The sequence below is a fragment of the Pseudomonas hydrolytica genome (assembly GCF_021495345.1).
Classification (GTDB): domain Bacteria; phylum Pseudomonadota; class Gammaproteobacteria; order Pseudomonadales; family Pseudomonadaceae; genus Aquipseudomonas; species Aquipseudomonas hydrolytica.
Genome location: NZ_CP099397.1, coordinates 4883335 through 4903369 on the forward strand (window position 1 = coordinate 4883335; position 20035 = coordinate 4903369).

At 63.4% G+C, this 20035-nt stretch carries 21 protein-coding genes and 2 tRNA genes; 13 read left to right on the top strand and 10 right to left on the bottom strand.

All coding sequences use genetic code 11. The features are described from left to right. Nucleotides 1-68: 68 nt before the first annotated feature. The 8 genes from L1F06_RS22995 to hisB form a co-directional block, all read right to left on the bottom strand. The gene (locus L1F06_RS22995) at nt 69-824 is read right to left on the bottom strand and encodes a substrate-binding periplasmic protein (protein WP_004373994.1); all 756 of its coding nucleotides are present in this window, start codon (nt 822-824) and stop codon (nt 69-71) included. A 136-nt stretch (nt 825-960) separates the two neighbouring features. Beyond that, on the bottom strand, nt 961-1716 hold the full coding sequence (locus L1F06_RS23000; protein ID WP_129482462.1) for a substrate-binding periplasmic protein: 756 nt from the start codon (nt 1714-1716) through the stop codon (nt 961-963). A gap of 84 nt (nt 1717-1800) precedes the next feature. Continuing rightward, nucleotides 1801-2535: a substrate-binding periplasmic protein gene (locus L1F06_RS23005; RefSeq protein WP_004373998.1), complete on the bottom strand. Its 735-nt coding sequence runs from the start codon at nt 2533-2535 to the stop codon at nt 1801-1803. 212 nt (nt 2536-2747) lie between these two features. Continuing rightward, complete coding sequence (hisF, locus tag L1F06_RS23010) at nt 2748-3518, bottom strand: imidazole glycerol phosphate synthase subunit HisF (protein WP_004374000.1); 771 nt, start codon at nt 3516-3518, stop codon at nt 2748-2750. Between the two features lie 72 nt (nt 3519-3590). Further along, nucleotides 3591-4328, bottom strand: coding sequence for a 1-(5-phosphoribosyl)-5-[(5-phosphoribosylamino)methylideneamino]imidazole-4-carboxamide isomerase (gene hisA / locus L1F06_RS23015; protein WP_012020037.1), 738 nt, complete (start codon nt 4326-4328; stop codon nt 3591-3593). A 37-nt stretch (nt 4329-4365) separates the two neighbouring features. Next, on the bottom strand, nt 4366-4620 hold the full coding sequence (locus L1F06_RS23020) for a DUF2164 domain-containing protein (RefSeq protein WP_129482461.1): 255 nt from the start codon (nt 4618-4620) through the stop codon (nt 4366-4368). Beyond that, complete coding sequence (gene hisH, locus L1F06_RS23025) at nt 4620-5258, bottom strand: imidazole glycerol phosphate synthase subunit HisH (protein ID WP_100547363.1); 639 nt, start codon at nt 5256-5258, stop codon at nt 4620-4622. The genes L1F06_RS23020 and hisH overlap by 1 nt, the downstream gene beginning before the upstream one ends. Beyond that, complete coding sequence (gene hisB / locus L1F06_RS23030; protein WP_004374009.1) at nt 5259-5852, bottom strand: imidazoleglycerol-phosphate dehydratase HisB; 594 nt, start codon at nt 5850-5852, stop codon at nt 5259-5261. Nucleotides 5853-6023: 171 nt separating this feature from the next. Between hisB and L1F06_RS23035 the strand changes: the two genes are divergently transcribed. The 11 genes from L1F06_RS23035 (at nt 6024) to L1F06_RS23085 (ending at nt 15949) form a co-directional block, all read left to right on the top strand. Beyond that, nucleotides 6024-7115, top strand: a complete 1092-nt coding sequence (locus L1F06_RS23035; protein ID WP_129482460.1) for an NAD(P)/FAD-dependent oxidoreductase — start codon at nt 6024-6026, stop codon at nt 7113-7115. Nucleotides 7116-7196: 81 nt separating this feature from the next. Continuing rightward, on the top strand, nt 7197-9422 hold the full coding sequence (locus tag L1F06_RS23040) for an AsmA family protein (protein ID WP_129482459.1): 2226 nt from the start codon (nt 7197-7199) through the stop codon (nt 9420-9422). Beyond that, a complete protein-coding gene (gene mutY, locus L1F06_RS23045) occupies nt 9419-10486 on the top strand; it encodes an A/G-specific adenine glycosylase (protein ID WP_092378456.1) in 1068 nt (355 codons plus the stop codon). The genes L1F06_RS23040 and mutY overlap by 4 nt, the downstream gene beginning before the upstream one ends. Further along, nucleotides 10483-10755 (top strand): oxidative damage protection protein, encoded by a 273-nt coding sequence (locus L1F06_RS23050; RefSeq protein WP_092378458.1) that lies wholly within the window; start codon nt 10483-10485, stop codon nt 10753-10755. Before mutY ends, L1F06_RS23050 begins: the two co-directional genes overlap by 4 nt. Before the next feature lie 176 nt (nt 10756-10931). Beyond that, nucleotides 10932-11007, top strand: a tRNA-Phe gene (locus tag L1F06_RS23055). Nucleotides 11008-11254: 247 nt separating this feature from the next. Further along, nucleotides 11255-12028, top strand: a complete 774-nt coding sequence (locus L1F06_RS23060; protein WP_004374016.1) for an ABC transporter ATP-binding protein — start codon at nt 11255-11257, stop codon at nt 12026-12028. 15 nt (nt 12029-12043) lie between these two features. Next, on the top strand, nt 12044-12796 hold the full coding sequence (locus L1F06_RS23065; protein WP_004374017.1) for an ABC transporter substrate-binding protein: 753 nt from the start codon (nt 12044-12046) through the stop codon (nt 12794-12796). Between the two features lie 54 nt (nt 12797-12850). After that, nucleotides 12851-13546: an ABC transporter permease gene (locus tag L1F06_RS23070; protein ID WP_012020052.1), complete on the top strand. Its 696-nt coding sequence runs from the start codon at nt 12851-12853 to the stop codon at nt 13544-13546. Nucleotides 13547-13623: 77 nt separating this feature from the next. Beyond that, a complete protein-coding gene (locus L1F06_RS23075) occupies nt 13624-14313 on the top strand; it encodes an ABC transporter permease (protein WP_129482602.1) in 690 nt (229 codons plus the stop codon). 51 nt (nt 14314-14364) lie between these two features. Continuing rightward, entirely contained in the window at nt 14365-15603 is a 1239-nt protein-coding gene (locus L1F06_RS23080; RefSeq protein ID WP_129482458.1) for a methyltransferase, read from the top strand. 270 nt (nt 15604-15873) lie between these two features. After that, nucleotides 15874-15949, top strand: a tRNA-Thr gene (locus L1F06_RS23085). Between the two features lie 42 nt (nt 15950-15991). On the opposite strand, the gene L1F06_RS23090 is transcribed toward L1F06_RS23085, so the two are convergent. Continuing rightward, on the bottom strand, nt 15992-16282 hold the full coding sequence (locus L1F06_RS23090; RefSeq protein WP_252576698.1) for a hypothetical protein: 291 nt from the start codon (nt 16280-16282) through the stop codon (nt 15992-15994). 255 nt (nt 16283-16537) lie between these two features. Between L1F06_RS23090 and L1F06_RS23095 the strand changes: the two genes are divergently transcribed. Together L1F06_RS23095 and L1F06_RS23100 are read left to right on the top strand one after the other, a co-directional pair. Further along, nucleotides 16538-17632: an acyltransferase family protein gene (locus L1F06_RS23095; protein WP_129482456.1), complete on the top strand. Its 1095-nt coding sequence runs from the start codon at nt 16538-16540 to the stop codon at nt 17630-17632. Nucleotides 17633-17644: 12 nt separating this feature from the next. Continuing rightward, entirely contained in the window at nt 17645-18625 is a 981-nt protein-coding gene (locus L1F06_RS23100; RefSeq protein WP_129482455.1) for an acyltransferase family protein, read from the top strand. Nucleotides 18626-18627: 2 nt separating this feature from the next. Here L1F06_RS23100 and L1F06_RS23105 read toward each other — a convergent pair whose 3' ends face one another. Then, on the bottom strand, nt 18628-20034 hold the full coding sequence (locus L1F06_RS23105) for a lipid II flippase MurJ (RefSeq protein WP_129482454.1): 1407 nt from the start codon (nt 20032-20034) through the stop codon (nt 18628-18630). Between the last annotated feature and the right edge of the window lies 1 nt (nt 20035).

Genomic DNA, 20035 nt, shown 5'->3' on the forward strand with positions numbered 1-20035 from the left:
GCGCACCGGCTATGAGGCTGCTCCGGCCTAGGGTGCGCAGGCCCCTGGGCCGTGCGCACCGACCAGAATTACAGGTAATTCTCGGTGATATCGTCGATATAGCCTTCGGCACGCATCTCGTTCAGCGCCTTCTGCAGACGCTCGACGACCTCGTCCGGAGTGTCCTTGTTCAGCGCCAGATACAGCTCGGCATCGTTGAAGCGCAGTACGGTATTGAGGCCGCTGACCTCTTCCTGCTTGGCCAGGTAACGGCCGACCGGGTCGGTGGTGGCCCACAGGTCGATCTGCCCGCGCACCAGCTTCTTCACGTTCTCCTGATCACGCAGGGCATTGATCGGCTGCAGGCCCTGGCTTTCCAGATGCTGGCTGACCGCATCGTTCTTGTAGGCGCCGATGCGGTACTGGGCGGCGTCCTGCAGGCTCGACACCTTGATGTCGTTGCCCGGCGCCGCAAGCAGCACCCAACCGGTCTTGGCCAGCGGGCCGACCCACTTGAACAGCGGCTGACGCTCGGGCGTGTAGGTGGTGGAGAACAGGCCGTAGTTGGGCTTGTCCAGGGTCAGGCGGTACAGGCGATCCCAGGGAAAGCGCAGGGTCAGGGTGTAGTCGATGCCGGCACGCTTGAACATCTCGCGCACGATGTCGGCGCTGATGCCGTCGATGCCGTCGTCGCGGGCGAAGTTCTTGTCGTCCACCGCCATGTTGAAGGGCGGGAAATTCTCGGTCAGCAGCACCACCTTGTAATCCGCCGGCAGCTGCGCGTGGGCGAAGCCGGTGGCGAGAAACAGGGCGACAAACAGGCTTTTCTTCAGAGTATTCAGCATAAGACGTTCCGCTCGCGTGATTTGTGGTTATGGCTAGCGACATCCGTGCATGGCCCCCGAGGCCGGGTCGCCGGGCTCGCAGACTCTGCCATTCCTTGGCAAGCGGCCGGCTCATGGCCGGCCGCATATTCGGTGCTTACAAGTAGCTGTTGAGAATATCGTCGACGAAGCCTTCGCTGCGCATCTGGTCGAGGGCTGCCTGCAGTCTGGCGACAATCTCGTCGGGCACGTCCCTGTTCAGCGCCAGGTACAGCTCGGCGCTGTCGAAACGCAGCACCGTGCGCAGGCCGGAAATGCCCTCCTGCTTGGCCAGGTAGCGACCCGCGGGATCACCGGTGGCCCAGAGGTCGATCTGGCCGGCCACCAGCTTCCTGGCGTTTTCCTGGTCACGCAACGAGGCGCTGTGCTCGACGCCCTTCTCGGTCAGGTATTCGGAGATGGCATCGCCCTTGTAGGCGCCGATGCGGTATTGCTTGGCCTCGTCCAGGCTGGCGAGGTTGATGGGATTGTCGCCCTTGGCCAGCAGCACCCAGTCATCCGGCCCGATCGGGCCGACCCACTTGAACAGCTGCTCACGCTCCGGCAGACGAGCCGTAACGAAGACTCCGTAGCCCGGTTTCTCCAGCGCCAGCTTGTAGATGCGATCCCAGGGAAAACGCAGCGTCAGGTTGTACTTGACCCCGGCACGCTTGAACATCTCCTTGACGATGTCCACGGCGATGCCGTCGATGCTGTCTTCCTGGGCGAAGTTCTTGCCATTGATCGCCATGTTGTACGGCGGGAAGTTCTCGGTCAGCAGGACCACGCTGTAGTTCGGATCCACTTCGGCGCGCGCAGCACCGGTCAGCACCACAAGGGTGCCGCCTAGCGCGAGTAGCAGGCGTTTGAACATGGCATTTTCTCTTTCTAGGTGTAGCAGACGCCATCAGCATAACCGCCGAGCCCTCCCCGGCCCAGCGATTACTGGCAGTGTGCCTCAGTAACGCGCTTCGATGTTCTTCAGCGCACCCTCGGCACGCAATGCATCCAGCGCAGCCTGCAACTTCTGCACCACCTCATCGGGCGTTTGCAGGTTGAGGGCCAGATAGAGTTCGGCCGTATGCAGGTGCTGCACGACCCTGAGGTTCTCCATGCCTTCCTGACGCGCCACGAAACGACCAGCCTGATTGGAGGTTACCCACAGGTCGATCTGCCCACGCTCCAGCTTGCGGACGTTCTCGGTGTCACGCAGCGCGGTCTGCACCTCCAGGCCTCTGTCCAGGAGGAACTGGGTCTTGGCGTCGCCCTTGTAGCCACCGATCCGGTAACGGCGCGCGTCCTCGATGCTGGCCAGCTGGATCGGGCTGTCGCCCTTGGCGAACAGCACCCATTCGTTCCTGGCGATGGGCCCGACCCATTTGAACAGGCCCTCGCGCTCCGCCGTGCGTGCGGTGGAGAACAGGCCGTAACCGACATCGTCCAGCGTCTGCTGATACACGCGCTGCCAGGGGAAACGCAGGATCTGCTGACACTCCATCTCGGCGCGCTCGCACACCGCACGCAAGATGTCGGAGCTGATGCCGGTCACACCATCGTCGCGGGCGTAGTTGGTGCCGGATATCGACATGTTGAAGGGGGGCAGATTCTCCGTGAGCAGCACCAGCGGCTCGGCGCGCGCCAGGCTGAGGCCACACGACAGGGCCAGGACGGTCAAGAATCGAATGAGGAACATGGGGACTCCGTGTCGGAAAGATCGGCAGGCAATAGCCGTCTGCGAAATGCAGGGCTATAAGTTTTGGGAATGATGGGCAATGTTAGCCGGATCGCTGGCACTTTGCCGTCGACTCGCCCGCAGCTTTTGTTACTGAGGATGGCGAGCAGGCCGGCTCGGCGCTCGCTCGAGCGCCGCTGCGGACCACGGCCGCGGTCCGAACAGGCAGCCCTCTAACGCACCACGATGCCACGGCTGGCCAGATAAGCCTTGGCTTCCGGCACGGTGTACTCGCCGAAGTGGAAGATGCTCGCGGCCAGCACGGCATCGGCCTTGCCTTCGAGGATGCCGTCGGCCAGGTGCTGCAGGTTGCCGACGCCGCCGGAGGCGATCACCGGCACGCGCACGGCCTCGCTGATGGCGCGGGTCACGCCCAGGTCGTAGCCGCTCTTCACCCCGTCCTGATCCATGCTGGTGAGCAGGATCTCGCCGGCGCCGAGGCCTTCCATCTTGCGCGCCCACTCCACGGCATCCAGGCCGGTCGGCTTGCGTCCGCCGTGGGTGAAGATTTCCCAGCGGCCCGGCTCGCCAGGTGCAGACACGCGCTTGGCGTCGATGGCTACGACGATGCACTGCGAGCCGAAACGCGCGGCAGCCTCGCCGACGAACTCGGGGTTGAACACCGCGGCGGTGTTGATCGATACCTTGTCGGCGCCGGCATTGAGCAGGTTGCGAATGTCCTGCACGGTACGTACGCCGCCACCGACGGTGAGCGGGATGAACACCTGGCTGGCCATGCGCTCGACGGTGTGCAGGGTGGTGTCACGACCGTCGACGCTGGCGGTGATGTCGAGGAAGGTGATCTCGTCGGCGCCCTGCTCATCGTAGCGGCGAGCGATCTCCACCGGGTCACCGGCATCGCGGATGTTCTCGAACTTGACGCCCTTGACCACGCGGCCGTTGTCCACGTCGAGGCAAGGAATGATGCGTTTGGCCAGTGCCATGTCGACTTCTCTCGTAGGGTGCGCCGCGCGCACCGATAAACCGTCAGCGGTGCGCGCCGCGCACCCTACCCATTAACCCTTGAAGCTGTCGCAGAAGGCCTGGGCCTCGGCCACATCCAGGGTGCCTTCGTAGATGGCGCGGCCGGTGATGGCGCCGATGATGCCCGGCGAACGCGCCAGCAGCAGCTTCTCGATATCGCCGAGGTTGTGGATGCCGCCGGAGGCGATCACCGGAATCTTGCTGGCGGCAGCCAGCGCAGCGGTTGCTTCGACGTTGCAGCCCTGCATCATGCCGTCTTTGGCGATGTCGGTATAAACGATGGCAGACACCCCATCGGCTTCGAAGCGCTTGGCCAGATCGGTGGCCTGCACGCTTGAGACTTCCGCCCAGCCGTCGGTGGCGACGAAACCGTCCTTGGCGTCCAGGCCGACGATGACCTTGCCGGGGAAGGCCTTGCACGCCTCGGTGACGAACTCCGGCTCTTTCACCGCCTTGGTGCCGATGATCACGTAGCTGACACCGGCGCGCACGTAGTGCTCGATGGTCTCCAGGGTACGGATGCCGCCGCCTATCTGGATCGGCAGGTTCGGGTAGCGCTTGGCGATGGCGGTGACCACTTCACCGTTGACCGGCTGACCTTCGAAGGCGCCGTTCAGGTCGACCAGATGCAGACGACGGCAGCCACCCTCGACCCACTTGGCGGCCATGCTCACCGGGTCATCGGAAAATACCGTGGAGTCTTCCATGCGGCCCTGACGCAGACGCACGCAGGCGCCGTCCTTCAGATCGATAGCGGGGATAATCAGCATCGGTTGAACCTGCTCAAGTTTGAATTCGGTAAGACGCTCAGCTCTTCTCGAGCGCCCAGAGGTCGCTCTCGATGCTTTCGAACCTGTCCTTCAGGTGCGCCTGCACGTCGAGAATCGCCTTGTTGTAGTAGTGCGGCGCCAGCTCGCGGGTGATCTGGTCGAGGATTTCCTGCACTTCGAAGGTGCCCAGTTGCAGCTCGAAACGCTCATCGAGAAAGCGCTTCAGCATCAACAGCGCGGCCTGCTCCTGGGCAGGCTCGAGCGCGAGACCGGGAACCTTGCTGCGGGCCATTACCAGCGGCCATCCCAGGCGGCGAAGTTCTGCAGAAGCTGCAGGCCGTGGGTGTGGCTCTTCTCCGGGTGGAACTGCACGGCGAAGCGCGAGCCCTCGGCCAATGCCGCGGCGAAGTCCTTGCCGTAGTGGCCGCGACCGACCACCTGCTGCGGCTTGCCGGCCTCGATGTAATAGCTGTGCACGAAGTAGAAGCGCGCATTGTCCGGGATGTCGTGCCACAGCGGGTGCTTGACCGCCTGACTGACCTCGTTCCAGCCCATGTGCGGCACCTTGAGGCGCTCGCCGTCCTCGTTCAGGTCCTTGCCGAAGAAGCGTACCTGGCCGGGGAACAGGCCGATGCAGTCGACGCCGTCGTTCTCCTCGCTGCGCTCGAGCAGCGCCTGCATGCCGACGCAGATGCCGAGGAACGGACGGTCGGCGCTGACTTCACGCACCAGCTCGTCGAAGCCCAGACGCCTGATCTCGGCCATGCAGTCGCGGATCGCGCCGACGCCGGGGAACACCACGCGGTCGGCCTCGCGGATCACCTTGGCGTCGGACGTCACCAGCACGCGGCCGGCGCCGACGTGTTCCAGCGCCTTGGCCACCGAGTGCAGGTTGCCCATGCCATAGTCGATTACGGCTACCGTCTGCATTTACAGACAGCCCTTGGTCGACGGCATCTGCCCGGCCATGCGCGGGTCCAGTTCCACCGCCATGCGCAGCGCACGGCCGAAGGCCTTGAACACGGTCTCGATCTGGTGGTGGGTGTTGTGCCCGCGCAGGTTGTCGATGTGCAGCGACACCAGCGCGTGGTTGACGAAGCCCTGGAAGAATTCCTGGAACAGGTCGACGTCGAAGTTGCCGACCACGGCGCGGGTGAACGGCACATGCATCTGCAGGCCGGGGCGACCGGAGAAGTCGATCACCACGCGCGACAGCGCTTCGTCCAGCGGTACGTAGGAATGGCCATAGCGGGTCATGCCCTTCTTGTCGCCGACGGCCTTGGCGAAGGCCTGGCCGAGAGTGATGCCGACGTCCTCGACGGTGTGGTGGTCGTCGATATGCAGATCGCCCTTGCACTCGATATCGAGGTCGATCAGGCCATGACGGGCGATCTGGTCGAGCATATGCTCGAGAAACGGCACGCCAATATCGAATTTGGCCTTGCCGGTGCCATCCAGGTTGATCGAGACCTTGACCTGGGTCTCCAAGGTGTTGCGCTCGACGAATGCCGTACGTTCGGCCATCACCAGCTCCACGAATTGCCAACGGAAAAAGGCCAGCATTATAGGCGCGCCGGGGCCGCAACGGCTACCGGCGATGGTCGGATGAAGCGCGCAGACCGACATACCCTTTCCCGAGAGCGCAACGTGGCTCTTGCTATGCTCCCGCCAACCAGCAAACACACCGATAGAGCCATGCACGAAGTCGATACCCTGATCATTGGCGCCGGCGTCCTCGGCCTGGCCTGCGCCGCCCGCCTGGGCAAACCCGATACGCTGATTCTGGAGGCGGAAGGGTTGATCGGCAGTCACACCTCCAGCCGCAACTCCGAAGTCATTCACGCCGGCCTCTATTACCCGCCCGGCTCGCTCAAGGCCGAGCTGTGCCTGGAGGGCCGCGAACGCCTGTACGCCTGGTGCAACCAGCACGGCGTGGCGCATCGGCGGATCGGCAAGCTACTGGTGGCGGTGCAGGAGAGCGAAATCGGCAAGCTCGAGGCGCTGGCCGGCAACGCCGAGGCCTGCGGCGTAACGGATCTGCAGCAGATCGACCAGCCACGCCTGCATGAGCTCGAACCGGCCCTGCGCGGCGTACGCGCCCTGCTCTCGCCGAGCACCGGCATCATCGACAGCCATGCCCATCTGCAGTCGCTGCTGGCGGTGGCGGAGAGCCGCGGCGCACAACTGGTGCTGCACAGCCGCGTCGAACGCCTGCAGCGCGACGGCGACACTTGGATCGCCAGCGGCCACAGTGCGGGCGAGGCCTTCTCCCTGCGCGCACAACGGGTGGTCAATGCCGGCGGCCCCTTCGCCCAGGGACTGGCCAGCACCATCGAAGGCCTGCCGCTGCCGCCGCTACATCTGTGCCAGGGTCGCTACTTCAGCTACAGCGGGCGTTCGCCGTTCTCCCGACTGATCTATCCGATGCCGGAGGCCAATACGGCCGGCCTGGGCATCCATGCCACGCTCGATCTGGCCGGGCAACTGCGCTTCGGCCCGGACGTGCGCTGGCTGGAAACCCTCGACTACCAGGTCGACGATAAGCTGCGCGCGCCCTTCGCCGCCGCCATCGCCCGCTACTTCCCGGCACTCGATGCGACCCGCCTGCAACCCGGCTATGCCGGCGTGCGCGCCAAGCTCAGCGGGCCCGGGGAACCGGCTGCCGACTTCCTGATCCAAACCCCTGCCGATCACCGCCTGCCCGGCCTGGTCAACCTGTTCGGCATCGAATCGCCAGGACTCACCGCCAGTCTGGCCATCGCCGAGCGGGTCGCCAGGGCTCTGTAAGGCTATACTCGGCGCCCATCAGAGACGGTCGCGCCCCCCTCGGCCGCCCGCAATTTTCGTTATCGAAACAAGGACTCGTCCATGAAAGCGCTCGGCAAGATCCTGGGCCTCTTCCTTCTCGGCTTGCTGCTGATCGTAGTGGCGCTGCTGTTCGCTCTGACTCATCTGTTCGACCCCAACGACTACAAGGACGAGATCCGCCAGATCGCCCGCGACAAGGCCAACCTCGAGCTGCAGCTCAGGGGCGATATCGGCTGGAGCCTGTTCCCCTGGCTGGGCCTGGAACTGACCGACGCCACCCTGGCCAGTGCCGACACCCCGGACAAGCCCTTCGCCGACCTGCGCATGATCGGCCTGTCGGTGCGCGTGATGCCGCTGCTGCGCAAGGAAGTGCAGATGAGCGACATCCGCGTCGACGGCCTCAACCTCAACCTGCAGCGCGACGACAAGGGCCGCGGCAACTGGGAAGGCGTCGGCCGCCCGGCCCAGGCCAGCGCCACGCAACCCGCGCCCAGCGAACCCGCACCGAGTGACGATGCGCCGCCGAGCCAGCCGAGCGAAAAGCCGGCCGGCCAGCCGGTCAAGCTGGATATCGACAGCCTGACCCTGAGCAACTCGCGCATCGACTACAGCGACGCGCAGAAGGGCCAGCAATTCACCCTGGAGAACATCGAGCTGAAAACCGGCGCCATCCGCGAAGGCGCCAGCATTCCGGTCAAGTTCAGCGCCTTCTTCGGCACCAACCAACCGGTGCTGCGCGCGCGCAGCGAGGTCGAAGGCCAGTTGCGCTTCGACCGCGTGCTCAAGCGCTACCAGTTCGAAGACCTCAAGCTGGCCGGCGAAGCCTCCGGTGAGCCGCTCAAGGGCAAGACCCTGAACTTCTCTGCCCAGGGCCAGCTGCTGGTCGACCTGGCCGCGAATATCGCCGAATGGAACGGCCTCAAGCTTTCCGCCAACCAGCTGCGCGCGCTCGGCGAGATCAAGGCGCGCGAACTGGACAAGGACGCCAAGCTTTCCGGCGGCCTGTCCATCGCCCCGCTCAACCTGCGCGAATTCCTCGAAGGCGTCGGCGTCGAACTGCCGCCCATGCAGGCCGCCAACAGCCTCAGCCAGTTCGAACTGGCCAGCCGCCTGAACGGCTCGAGCAAGGGCATGATGCTCGAGGAGCTCAACCTCAAGCTCGACGGCAGCACCTTCACCGGCAAGCTGGGCGTGACCGACTTCGCCAGGCAGGCGCTGCGCGCCGACCTCAAGGGCGACAAGCTCGACCTGAACCGCTATCTGCCGCCGAAAGCCCAGGACAGTGCCGGAGCCGCACGCAAGGCCGAGGTCAAGGAAAGCATCGCCGGCGCCGGCAAGGACGGCACCACCCCGCTGCCCAATGCCCCGACCCAGCAGGCCTGGAGCAGCGAGAAAGTGCTGCCGGTGGATCAGCTGCGCAAGCTCGATCTGCAACTGGCACTGAACCTGGGCCAGCTCAGCTATGAAAAGCACCAGTTCAGCGACATCAACCTCAAGGCCAACGGCCGCGGCGGCCTGATCACGGTGGAAGAGCTGCGCGGCAAGCTGCAGGGCGGCAGCTTCGTCAGCGGCGGGCGCATCGATGTGCGTCAGGCCGAGCCGATGCTGAGCCTGGAACAGCGCTTCAGCCGCATGCCGCTGGAGCCGCTGCTGAAGAAGGACGACCAACCCTCGCCGATCAAGGGCCAGCTCGACCTGGATGCCAAGTTCAACACCCGCGGCAACAGCCAGAAAGCCTGGGTCGAGGCGCTCAACGGCAACGCCAGCTTCGTCCTCAACGACGGCGTGCTGGTCGACGCCAACCTCGAGCAGCAGCTGTGCCGCGGCATCGCCACCCTCAATCGCAAGGCGCTGAGCAACCCGCCGAGCGGCAAGGACACCCCCTTCCGCGAGCTCAAGGGCAGCCTCAGCGTGCGCGACGGCGTTGCCCACAACCCGGACCTCAAGGCCCAGGTGCCGGGCCTGGCGGTCAGCGGCAATGGCGATCTCGACCTGCGCGTGCTCGGTCTCGACTACAAGGTCGGCATCACCCTGCAGGGCGACCAGCGCGAGATGCCGGACCCGGCCTGCCAGGTCAACGAGCGCTACGTCGGCATCGAATGGCCGCTGCGCTGCCGCGGTCCGCTGGAGCTGGGCGCCAAGGCCTGCCGCCTGGATCAGGACGGTCTCGGCAAGATCGCCGCACGCCTGGCCGGCAACAAGCTGACCGAGAAGCTGGAAGAGAAGCTCGGCGACAAGGTCAGCCCGGATCTGAAAGACGCACTCAAGGGCCTGTTCAATCGATGAGTCCGGAGCAGTTCAACAGCGCCGTGCTGGCCTGGTACGACCAGCACGGGCGCAAGGATCTGCCCTGGCAGCAGAACATCACCCCGTATCGTGTCTGGGTTTCGGAAATCATGCTGCAGCAGACCCAGGTCAGCACCGTGCTCGGCTACTTCGACCGTTTTATGGCTGCATTGCCGACCGTGAAGGACCTGGCCGAAGCGCCCGAGGATGAAGTGCTGCACCTGTGGACCGGCCTGGGCTACTACACCCGCGCGCGCAACCTGCAGAAGACCGCGCAAATCATCATGCGCGAGCACGGCGGCGAGTTCCCCCGCAGCGTCGAGGCGCTGGCCGAGCTGCCCGGCATCGGCCGCTCCACCGCCGGCGCCATCGCCAGCCTGAGCATGGGCGTACGTGCGCCGATCCTCGACGGCAACGTCAAGCGCGTGCTGGCACGCTACGTGGCGCAAGAGGGCTATCCCGGCGAACCGAAGGTGGCCAAGCAGCTGTGGGACATCGCCGAGCGCCTCACGCCGCACGAACGGGTCGGCCACTACACCCAGGCGATGATGGACCTCGGCGCCACCCTCTGCACCCGCAGCAAACCCACCTGCCTGCTGTGCCCGGTGCGCAGCGGCTGCCAGGCGCACCTGCTCGGCCTGGAAATCCGCTACCCGGTGTCCAAGCCGCGCAAGACGCTGCCGCAGAAGCGCACCCTGATGCCGCTGCTGGTCAACGCCGCCGGCGACATCCTGCTCTATCGCCGCCCCTCCACCGGGCTGTGGGGTGGGCTGTGGAGCCTGCCGGAACTGGACGACCTCGAGCAGCTCGCCGACCTCGGTCAGCAGCAACAGCTCGAGCTTGGCGAGCGCCAAGAGCTGGAAGGCCTGACCCACACCTTCAGCCACTTCCAGCTGGCCATCGAACCCTGGCTGGTGCGGGTGACCGAGCAGCCGAGCCGCGTGGCCGCGGGCGACTGGCTCTGGTATAACCTCGCCACCCCGCCGCGCCTGGGCCTCGCCGCCCCGGTGAAGAAGCTGCTCAAACGCGCGGCGCAAGCCATTACCGCTGGAGAACCGACATGACCCGCACCGTGCTGTGCCGCAAATACAAACAGGAACTGCCCGGCCTGGATCGCGCGCCCTACCCCGGCCCGAAAGGCGAGGACATCTTCGCCAACGTTTCCAGGCAGGCCTGGGACGAGTGGCAGAAGCACCAGACCATGCTGATCAACGAGCGTCGCCTGAACATGATGAACGCCGAGGACCGCAAGTTCCTGCAGACCGAGATGGACAAGTTCCTCTCCGGCGAGGAATACGCCCAGGCCGAAGGCTACGTGCCGCCGAGCGAGTAAGAGGTAGGGTGCACGGCTTCAAGTAGGGTGCGCCATGCGCACCAGCCGTCGGCTCTCGATAGCAGTGCGCACGGCGCACCCTCCCCCTCACGAACCTAAGCGCCCGAAATAATTAAATATTTTTCAAACCCGCGCTTGACACTGATCCCTCAAATCCGTCTAATAGCGCCCCGTTGGCCCAGGTAGCTCAGTTGGTAGAGCAGGGGATTGAAAATCCCCGTGTCGGCGGTTCGATTCCGTCCCTGGGCACCATGAATAGCAAACGAAGAGCCTCAGCCATGCGCTGGGGCTTTTTGCTTTCCGCCTCCGGCAATTTGTCCGTGCCATTATTTCGCCTGCGCGACAAGCAACTGCAGCCAGGCGACACCCGCGACCCAGAGACCCTCTATCGCCCGGCAAACGGCTTGGCGGTCACGGAAACGCTATGCTAGCTTGGCCGCCAGCCAGGACGGCCCGCAGCACGCCGGAGCGCTTTCGAAGAAGAAGAGGATCACACCCCATGGCCGAGGCGACGCCCGCGCTGGAAATCCGCAACCTGCACAAACGCTACGGCGACCTCGAAGTGCTCAAGGGCATTTCCCTGACGGCCAAAGACGGCGACGTCATCTCCATTCTCGGCTCTTCCGGCTCCGGCAAGTCCACCTTCCTGCGCTGCATCAACCTGCTGGAAAACCCGCATCAGGGGCAGATCTTCGTCGCCGGCGAGGAGCTCAAGCTCAGGGCCGCGAAGAACGGCGACCTGGTCGCCGCCGACAACAAGCAGATCAACCGCCTGCGCAGCGAAATCGGCTTCGTCTTCCAGAATTTCAATCTGTGGCCGCACATGAGCGTGCTCGACAACATCATCGAGGCGCCGCGCCGCGTGCTCGGCCAGAGCAAGGCCGAAGCCATCGAGGTGGCCGAAGCGCTGCTGGCCAAGGTCGGCATCGCCGACAAGCGTCACGTCTACCCCAACCAGCTGTCCGGCGGCCAGCAGCAGCGTGCGGCCATCGCCCGTACCCTGGCCATGCAGCCGAAGGTGATCCTGTTCGACGAGCCCACCTCGGCGCTGGACCCGGAGATGGTACAAGAAGTGCTTAACGTGATCCGCGCGCTTGCCGATGAAGGTCGCACCATGCTGCTGGTCACCCATGAAATGAGTTTTGCCCGCCAGGTGTCCAGCGAGGTGGTGTTCCTCCACCAGGGCCTGGTCGAGGAACAGGGGCCACCCGCCCAGGTGTTTGACAACCCGCAATCGGCACGCTGTAAACAATTCATGTCCAGCAATCGCTAACACGGAGCAACATGCATGCAGAACTATAAGAAGATCCTGCTGGCCGCGGCCGCTACCCTGGCTTTCGGCACCAGCGCTGTCGCCGCCGACAAACTCAAACTCGGCACCGAAGGCGCCTACCCGCCCTTCAACCTGATCGACGCCAGCGGCAAGGTCACCGGCTTCGACGTGGAAATCGGCCAGGCGCTGTGCGCCAAGATGCAGGCCGAATGCGAAGTGGTCACCTCCGACTGGGACGGCATCATCCCCGCCCTCAACGCCAAGAAGTTCGACTTCCTGATCGCCTCCATGTCGATCACCGAAGAGCGTCAGGCCGCGGTCGATTTCACCGAGCCCTACTACACCAACAAGCTGCAGTTCATCGCGCCGAAGTCGGCCGAATTCAAGACCGATGAAGCCAGCCTCAAGGGCAAGGTGATCGGTGCGCAGCGCGCCACCATCGCCGGCACCTGGCTGGAAGACAACCTGGGCAAGGTGGTCGACATCAAGCTGTACGACACCCAGGAAAACGCCTACCTCGATCTGGCCTCCGGCCGTCTCGACGGCGTGCTGGCCGACACCTTTGTCAACTGGGAATGGCTCAAGAGCGACGCCGGCAAGAACTTCGAGTTCAAGGGCGACCCGGTATTCGACAACGACAAGATCGGCATCGCCGTACGCAAGGGCGACCCGCTGCGCGAGAAGCTGAACACCGCTCTGCAGGCCATCATCGAAGACGGCACCTACAAGCAGATCAACGACAAGTACTTCCCGTTCAGCATCTACTGATGACCTGAAGGCATTGCGCCGCCCACTCGGCGGCGCAGTCGCCCGAGCCCTCCGATGATCTTCGAACTCCACGGATTCGGCCCCGCCCTGGCGGCCGGCACCCTGATGACCATCAAACTGGCGCTTTCCGCGCTGGCGGTGGGTCTGGTGCTCGGTCTGCTCGGCGCGCTGGCCAAGACTTCGCCGTACAAGCCGCTGCAGTGGCTCGGCGGCAGCTATTCCACCATCGTGCGCGGCGTGCCCGAACTGCTCTGGGTGCTGCTGATCTATTTCGGCACGGTCGGCCTGATGCGCAGCCTGGCCGACCTGCTCGGCGTCGCCAGCCTCGAGCTCTCCGCCTTCGCCGCGGGCACCATCGCCCTCGGCCTGTGCTTCGGCGCCTACGCCACCGAGGTGTTTCGCGGCGCCATCCTGGCCATCCCCAAGGGCCATCGCGAAGCCGGCATGGCCCTGGGCATGTCCAAGGGCCGCATCCTCTGGAAGCTGATCCTGCCGCAGATGTGGCGCATCGCCCTGCCCGGCCTGGGCAACCTGTTCATGATCCTGATGAAGGACACCGCGCTGGTCTCGGTGATCGGTCTGGAAGAGATCATGCGCCGCTCGCAAATCGCGGTGACCGCGAGCAAGGAGCCCTTCACCTTCTATATGGTTGCAGCCTTCATCTATCTGGGCCTGACCATCCTCGCCATGATCGGCCTGCATTTTCTCGAGAAGCGCGCCAGCCGCGGCTTCGTCCGGAGCGCGTCATGAGAAAGAACGCCGCCATCATCGCCTGGCTCGCAGCGGGCCTGCTCATCGCACTGGCGCTCTGGACGAGCCTCTCGAGCCTGAACTGGGCGGTGATCATCAAATGGCTGCCGCGCCTGTCCCAGGGCGCGCTGCTGACCCTGGAGCTGGTGACCATCGCCGTCGTTGCCGGCCTGATCCTCGCCCTGCCCATGGGCATCGCCCGCGCCTCCCGGCACTGGTACGTGCGCGCCCTGCCGTATGGCTACATCTTCTTCTTCCGCGGTACGCCGCTGCTGGTGCAGCTGTTTCTGGTCTACTACGGCCTGGCGCAGTTCGATGCCGTGCGCCAGGGGCCGCTGTGGCCCTATCTGCGCGACCCGTACTGGTGCGCGATCATCACCATGACCCTGCATACCGCCGCCTACATCGCCGAGATCCTGCGCGGCGCCATCCAGGCCGTGCCGCCCGGCGAGGTGGAAGCGGCGCGTGCCCTAGGCATGTCGCGCGCGCAGGCGATGCTCTACATCATCCTGCCGCGCGCCGCGCGCATCGGTCTGCCGGCCTACAGCAACGAAGTGATCCTGATGCTCAAGGCCAGCGCCCTGGCCAGCACCGTGACGCTGCTGGAGCTGACCGGCATGGCACGTACCATCATCGCGCGCACCTACCTGCCGGTGGAAATCTTCTTCGCCGCCGGCCTGTTCTACCTGGCCATCGCCTTCGTTCTGGTGCGTGCCTTCCGCCTGCTGGAACGCTGGCTGCGCGTCGACGCCTGCCAGGGCCGTTGATGCAAGCGGGCCGCCAGAATTGGCGGCCCGGCTCAAACCGGAAGCAGACAGATGTCCGAGCCGATACTCACCAGCAACGACCTGCTCGCGCGCTTTCAGCTTCTGGATGCGTTTCTGCTTGAACACCAGACGCTGTGGCGTCCACGACCCTTCCATCACCTGCAATTGCCCTGGGAAAGCGAGCTGCCGGCGCTTGCCCGCTGGTTGCGTGGCCGCACGCTGGAGCAGGCCGAGGCCAGCCATGGCAGTCCCTGGGAACTGGACGCCCCCGCGCCCTTTCGCCAACTGGCCGAACAGGCACGGGCACTCGGTACCGTTGGCGAGCTGCCGATAACCGCGCTCGACGAGCGTCCGAGCGCCTTCGCCGTCGATGTGCCAGGACGCAAGCTGGAGCAGATTCAGGCCTTCGCCAATCACCTGCAATTCACCCAGGCACCTCGCCACTGGCTCGACTGGTGCTCGGGCAAGGGCCATCTGGGACGCTGGCTGAGCCACGGCGGTCAGCAACTGACCTGCCTGGAATACGACCCGGCCCTGGTCGAATCGGGCCAAGCGATGAGCGCACGACTGCGACTGAACGCAGCGCACCTGCAGCAGGACGTGCTCGCGCCGGACTGCAGCGAACGCCTGCTCGCGGAGCACACGCCGGTAGCCCTGCACGCCTGTGGCGAGCTGCACGTGCGGCTGCTGCAGCTTGCCAGCCGCAAGGGCTGCGAGCAGCTGGCGGTCGCACCCTGTTGCTACAACCGTATCGCCGGCATGCATTACCAGCCGCTGTCGGACGCCGCCAAGGCATCACGCCTGATACTGTCACGCGATGATCTGGGCCTGCCACTGAGCGAAACCGTCACCGCCGGCGCCCGAGTGCGCCGCCAACGCGACCAGTCGATGGCCTGGCGCCTGGCCTTCGATCTGCTGCAGCGCCGCCTGCGCGGCATCGATCAGTACCTGCCAACGCCCTCGCTGAGCAGCGACTGGTTCAGCAAGCCCTTTGCCGCGTTCTGCCGAGACCTGGCGGCACTGCGCGAAGTGCCGCCGCCCGGCGATCAGGACTGGGCGGCGCTGGAGGCAAGCGGTTGGCAACGGCTGGCTGCAGTGCGCAACCTCGAACTGCTGCGCAACCTGTTCCGTCGCCCCCTGGAGATCTGGCTGCTGCTCGACCGTGCGCTGTATCTGCACGAACGAGGCTATGAGATCCGGCTGGGAACCTTCTGCGATTACCGGCTCAGCCCGCGCAACCTGTTGCTGCTCGCAGAGCGCGACGAGGTTGCCCACAGAAGCTGTGGATAACTCTGTTGATGTTTTTTGGGCAAGTGCCTCAGACGCCCTGCCCGATTACCTCGCCGACAACTGATTATTTTTCAACCAACCGCCTAAGGCCTTGAAAAACAACAAGTTGCGCCTTCTTGTGAGGAGTAGCCCCAAAACAGGGCGGGGCTATCCGGCTCGCCTTCTCTTTGTGCATAAGCCCACGACTGCTGATAGCCAAGCCTGGGAGAAACGTCTGACACGGCCCGCTTTACTCAGGCCGATGAATGGATATAATGGCGGCCCTTCCGTGCCGGTATAGCTCAGCTGGTAGAGCAACTGACTTGTAATCAGTAGGTCCCGGGTTCGACTCCTGGTGCCGGCACCATCTTTCAAAGCCCCGCTCACGCGGGGCTTTTTCTTTTCTGCGTCACCGCCCCGTACGGGTGTAGTAGGCATCGCGGTCATAGACCTGGGTCACCTCGCAGGTCACCCCCGAACGGAACACCAACTTGTTCTCCAAGCCATAGGGTTCAAAAACCAGCAGCGCGCTGTCCGCGTAGGCGATCTCGTCGCAATAGCGGGTATGGATATGCATGCTTTCTTCAATGGTTTGGTAATGGTTTCTCTCGACGCTTTTTATGTTGACGGGAATTCGTTCCACCGCGCCGACACCCGCAGCCGAACTAGCAACAATGGCTGTCAGGGCAGAGATAAACATTCGCACTTGCCACCTCCGTGGATCAGCGGCACTTTCAAGAAACGCAGACATTATCCCAGACCTCTGGCATTAACCATCCCCTTGCATTGAACCACCCATAAAGGCATGCTGCCATCATCGCCAGCTGACCAGCCTCCCCATGGACAGTTCGTCATCCCGCGATGAAATGATCCGGCTGAAGATTCATGCTGCTTATATCACCCCGCCAGCATGCCGGCGCCAATATTACAGCGAACCCACGAGAAACAGCCGGCAATGGGAAAACTGCATTCACTTCAAGCTCTGCGCGGAATAGCCGTACTAGCGGTTCTGCTCTTTCATATGATTGCGGTGGAAGGCAAATACAGCGCTGGAGCCACACTGCTCGCGTACGAGGCGCTCTGGCTACAACTTGGAGTCGATCTGTTTTTTGTCATCAGCGGCTTCGTCATGGTTCTGGTAACCCGCAACCGCTTTCAGCAGCCGAGAGAACTTGGCCGCTTTCTCTTTCATCGCATTGCGCGCATTTACCCTAACTACTGGATCTATTTTCTACTTACTCTTTCCGTATTACTGTTGCAACCACACCTGGTCAATTCATCACATGGCAGCTCAAATATCTGGCTGTCGTTTTTCCTTGTTCCCAATGAACAAGTTCAACTGGTCATGGTCGCCTGGTCGCTGATATTCGAACTCTGGTTCTACCTCGTATTCAGCGCCCTTCTCTTGTGCCGTGAAAAATGGCTACCCACCCTGCTGGCGAGCTGGGCGCTGGGGCTGATCATATTCAACGTATCGGCCGATCTCGAAGCCTTCTCTCCCTTGATGAAAATAGTGCTGCACCCCTACGCCCTTGAGTTCATTCTGGGTAGCGCGGCAGGGCTGATTTTTTTCAGCCGCCATGCCCACCGTATACCTCTGCCCCCCCTGTGCCTGCTTGCCGTACTGGCGATGATCGCGCTGCCCTGGTTCTTCAGCGCACAAGTATCCGGCCCCGAGGGCGTACTGCGCATGCTGCTGTGCGGCGGCAGCTTCGCTTTGCTACTGCTTGCTCTGGCGCTCTTGGAGCAGCGCCAACACTGGACGCCCCCGGCCACGCTCAGCGCAATAGGTGACATGTCTTACACCGTCTATCTTTCACACATACTGGTGCTGGGCGTAATCGGAAAGATCTGGCAGTGGTATGGGCCTGACCCGAGCACTCTGCTGGATAACGTCCTGTTCGTTTCGCTCATGTTCGGCGCCGCACTCAGCTATGGCTGGCTGGCTTATAAAACATTGGAAAAACCCTTGGTTAACTTGCTGAATCAGTATGGAAATCGCTGGTTCAGGCAGAGGGCTCCAACGCTTCTGGACTCCGCCCCGCGCTAAGGAAAGTCGAGTATGGCCAAGGTTATCAATGGCGGGCTGGACGCCCTGAAAGTTGCACTTTCCTGCATGGTACTGGCGGTACATTGCGGCTTTCTCGGTGGCAACGGCACACTACTGGGCTACCAGTTGAACAGTGGCATCTTCAGAATTACCGTGCCGGTCTTTTTTCTTATAAGCGGCTATTACCTGTACCACAGCCTGCAGCGCGATCCGCACAGCATCAAGTTGTGGCTGCGCCGAGCCGTCACTCTCTATGTTTTCTGGATGATTCTTTACGCCCCATTCTATGTAACGCCGGCAACATTCGAGGGTTTAAGAGGCGCCATAGCGCTCATCAAACATTGGGTAATCGGCTTTTTCCATTTGTGGTACGTCATCGCCATGATTGGCGGTGGCGTCATGATCTACCTTCTTCGCCACCAGAGTAACCGCACGCTTCTATGCCTCACCCTCCTGCTCTACTGCACCGGAGCGGTCCTTCAATACATGCGCGCTTATTATGAAATTCCCGTTCCTTTACTTCAGCACATCAACAACAACGATTATGTAGGGCGAAACTTCCTATTTGTCGCCTTTCCCTTGATGACTCTCGGATTTTTGATTGCCCGCAACCGGCTTCAGGAAAAGATAACCACTGGCCAAACCCTGACACTCTTTCTGTTTGGTTGCGCGCTGGTACTGGCAGAGGCAACACTGCACTATCAGTTGCAACAGGACTCGCTACGCAAGCTGAACTTCGATTGCATGTTGTCGATTCTCATCGCAGCGCCAGCACTGTTTCTGCTGCCTTTGCGCCACGTGATCGAAGGACACAGCTTGATCCCCGCCAAGCTGTCTGCGGCGATCTACTACCTACATCCGCTGCTGCTGATTCTGCTGATTGGCATCGGATTCGAGGAGAGCACGTCGACCGCCTGGATGGTATTGGCGCTTACGCTACCTGCCTCGGCGCTGCTGATATTGACCAGCCGCCGATTGCGCTTCGTTCTCTGAGACTATTCCCGCCAGGGCTTCAACTTCGCCGCCAGAAGCAGCATCAGAATCAGCGCCGCGGCTGCGCTGCTGAACAGCTGCGCCAGATGCCCGCTGCCCAGTGGCAGCAGGTAGGCAGCCAGGGCCATTGCGAGCAGCGCGACGCTTGCCTGACTACGCCAGGCAAGGATGCTCCACAGTCCCTGCCGCCGTAGCAGCAGCAAACCTGTCAGCGTCACGCCAGCACAGGCAGCCAGGGAAATGCCCGGCAGACCCAGATAGAAAGGAAGGACACCGAGCAGACAGGCGTTGAGCAGGCTTCCGCTGAGCTCACAGCGCAGCGGCAGTACGGTGTCGCCACCTGCGTAGGCGTAGCGCGCAAACAAGGCATTCCAGGCGCTGAACAACAGCGGAACGGCGAACCACGCAACCAGTTCGACCAAGGCGGAATCGTGAGCCTGCGACGGCATCAGCAAGGCCACCAGCACAGCAGCCCCGCCGATCAGCCCGACGACGGCAGGCAAGCTGAGCAAGGTGGTGCAGGCCAGACCACGACGCAGCAAAGCCAATCGCTCTTCGCCCTGGCGTCCGCTCATCAGGCCGAGCATGACCTGGTTGAGGCTCATCAGAGCGACCAGCGGCAGATTGATCAGCTTGCGCGCCAGATTCAGCCAGGTAACGGCGCCTTCGCCAAGCAGCGACGCGACCATCCGCTCCAGCAAGGCCAGGCCATGGCTGGCCAGATTGCTGCCGAACAGCGGCGCCATGCGCGCCAGCAGCTCACGTCCTGCGCCGGAGCCCCGCCCCAGCTTCCACGGGCGCCAACCCAGGCTCCAGGTTGACCGCAACAGCAGCAGCGGCATGCACAGGCTGCCAACCAGGCAGGCCATCGCCAACCCAGCTGCGCTGCTGTCAGCCCCCCATGCCAGCAGATACAGCACCGGCGGAAGGTTGAAGGTCAGCGAGCCAAGGCCGGCCAGGACGAAGCGCGACTGCGCCTGCAGCGGCACACAAAGCAGGGCGTGCAGAAGGATTCCCGGGGCGCTCCAGGCAAGCAGCATCAGACTCTCGCGTGCCGTTGCCGCAGCCTCGCCTGACAGCCCCGGTCCGACCACCGCCACCCAGAGCGGCGCACCGACACTCATCAACAACGCCAGCACCAAGCCCACCAGCACTGTCCTGGGTAACAGGCTGCAGAGCCAGGCTTCGCGCTGCTCGGCATCACGCTGTTGAAACAATGGCAAAGCCGCTGCGCTGAGCAGACCGGCCGCGAAGGCCATGCGCAGAGCCTCGGGCAGAAACAGAGCGACGATGAACGCGTCACTGCGCGAGCCGACACCCCATGCCGCCACCAGCAACCACTCACGGGCAAAGCCTGCCACCAGGCCGAGCAGGGTGGCCAGGGTCAACCAGAGCGTCGAGCCGAGCACG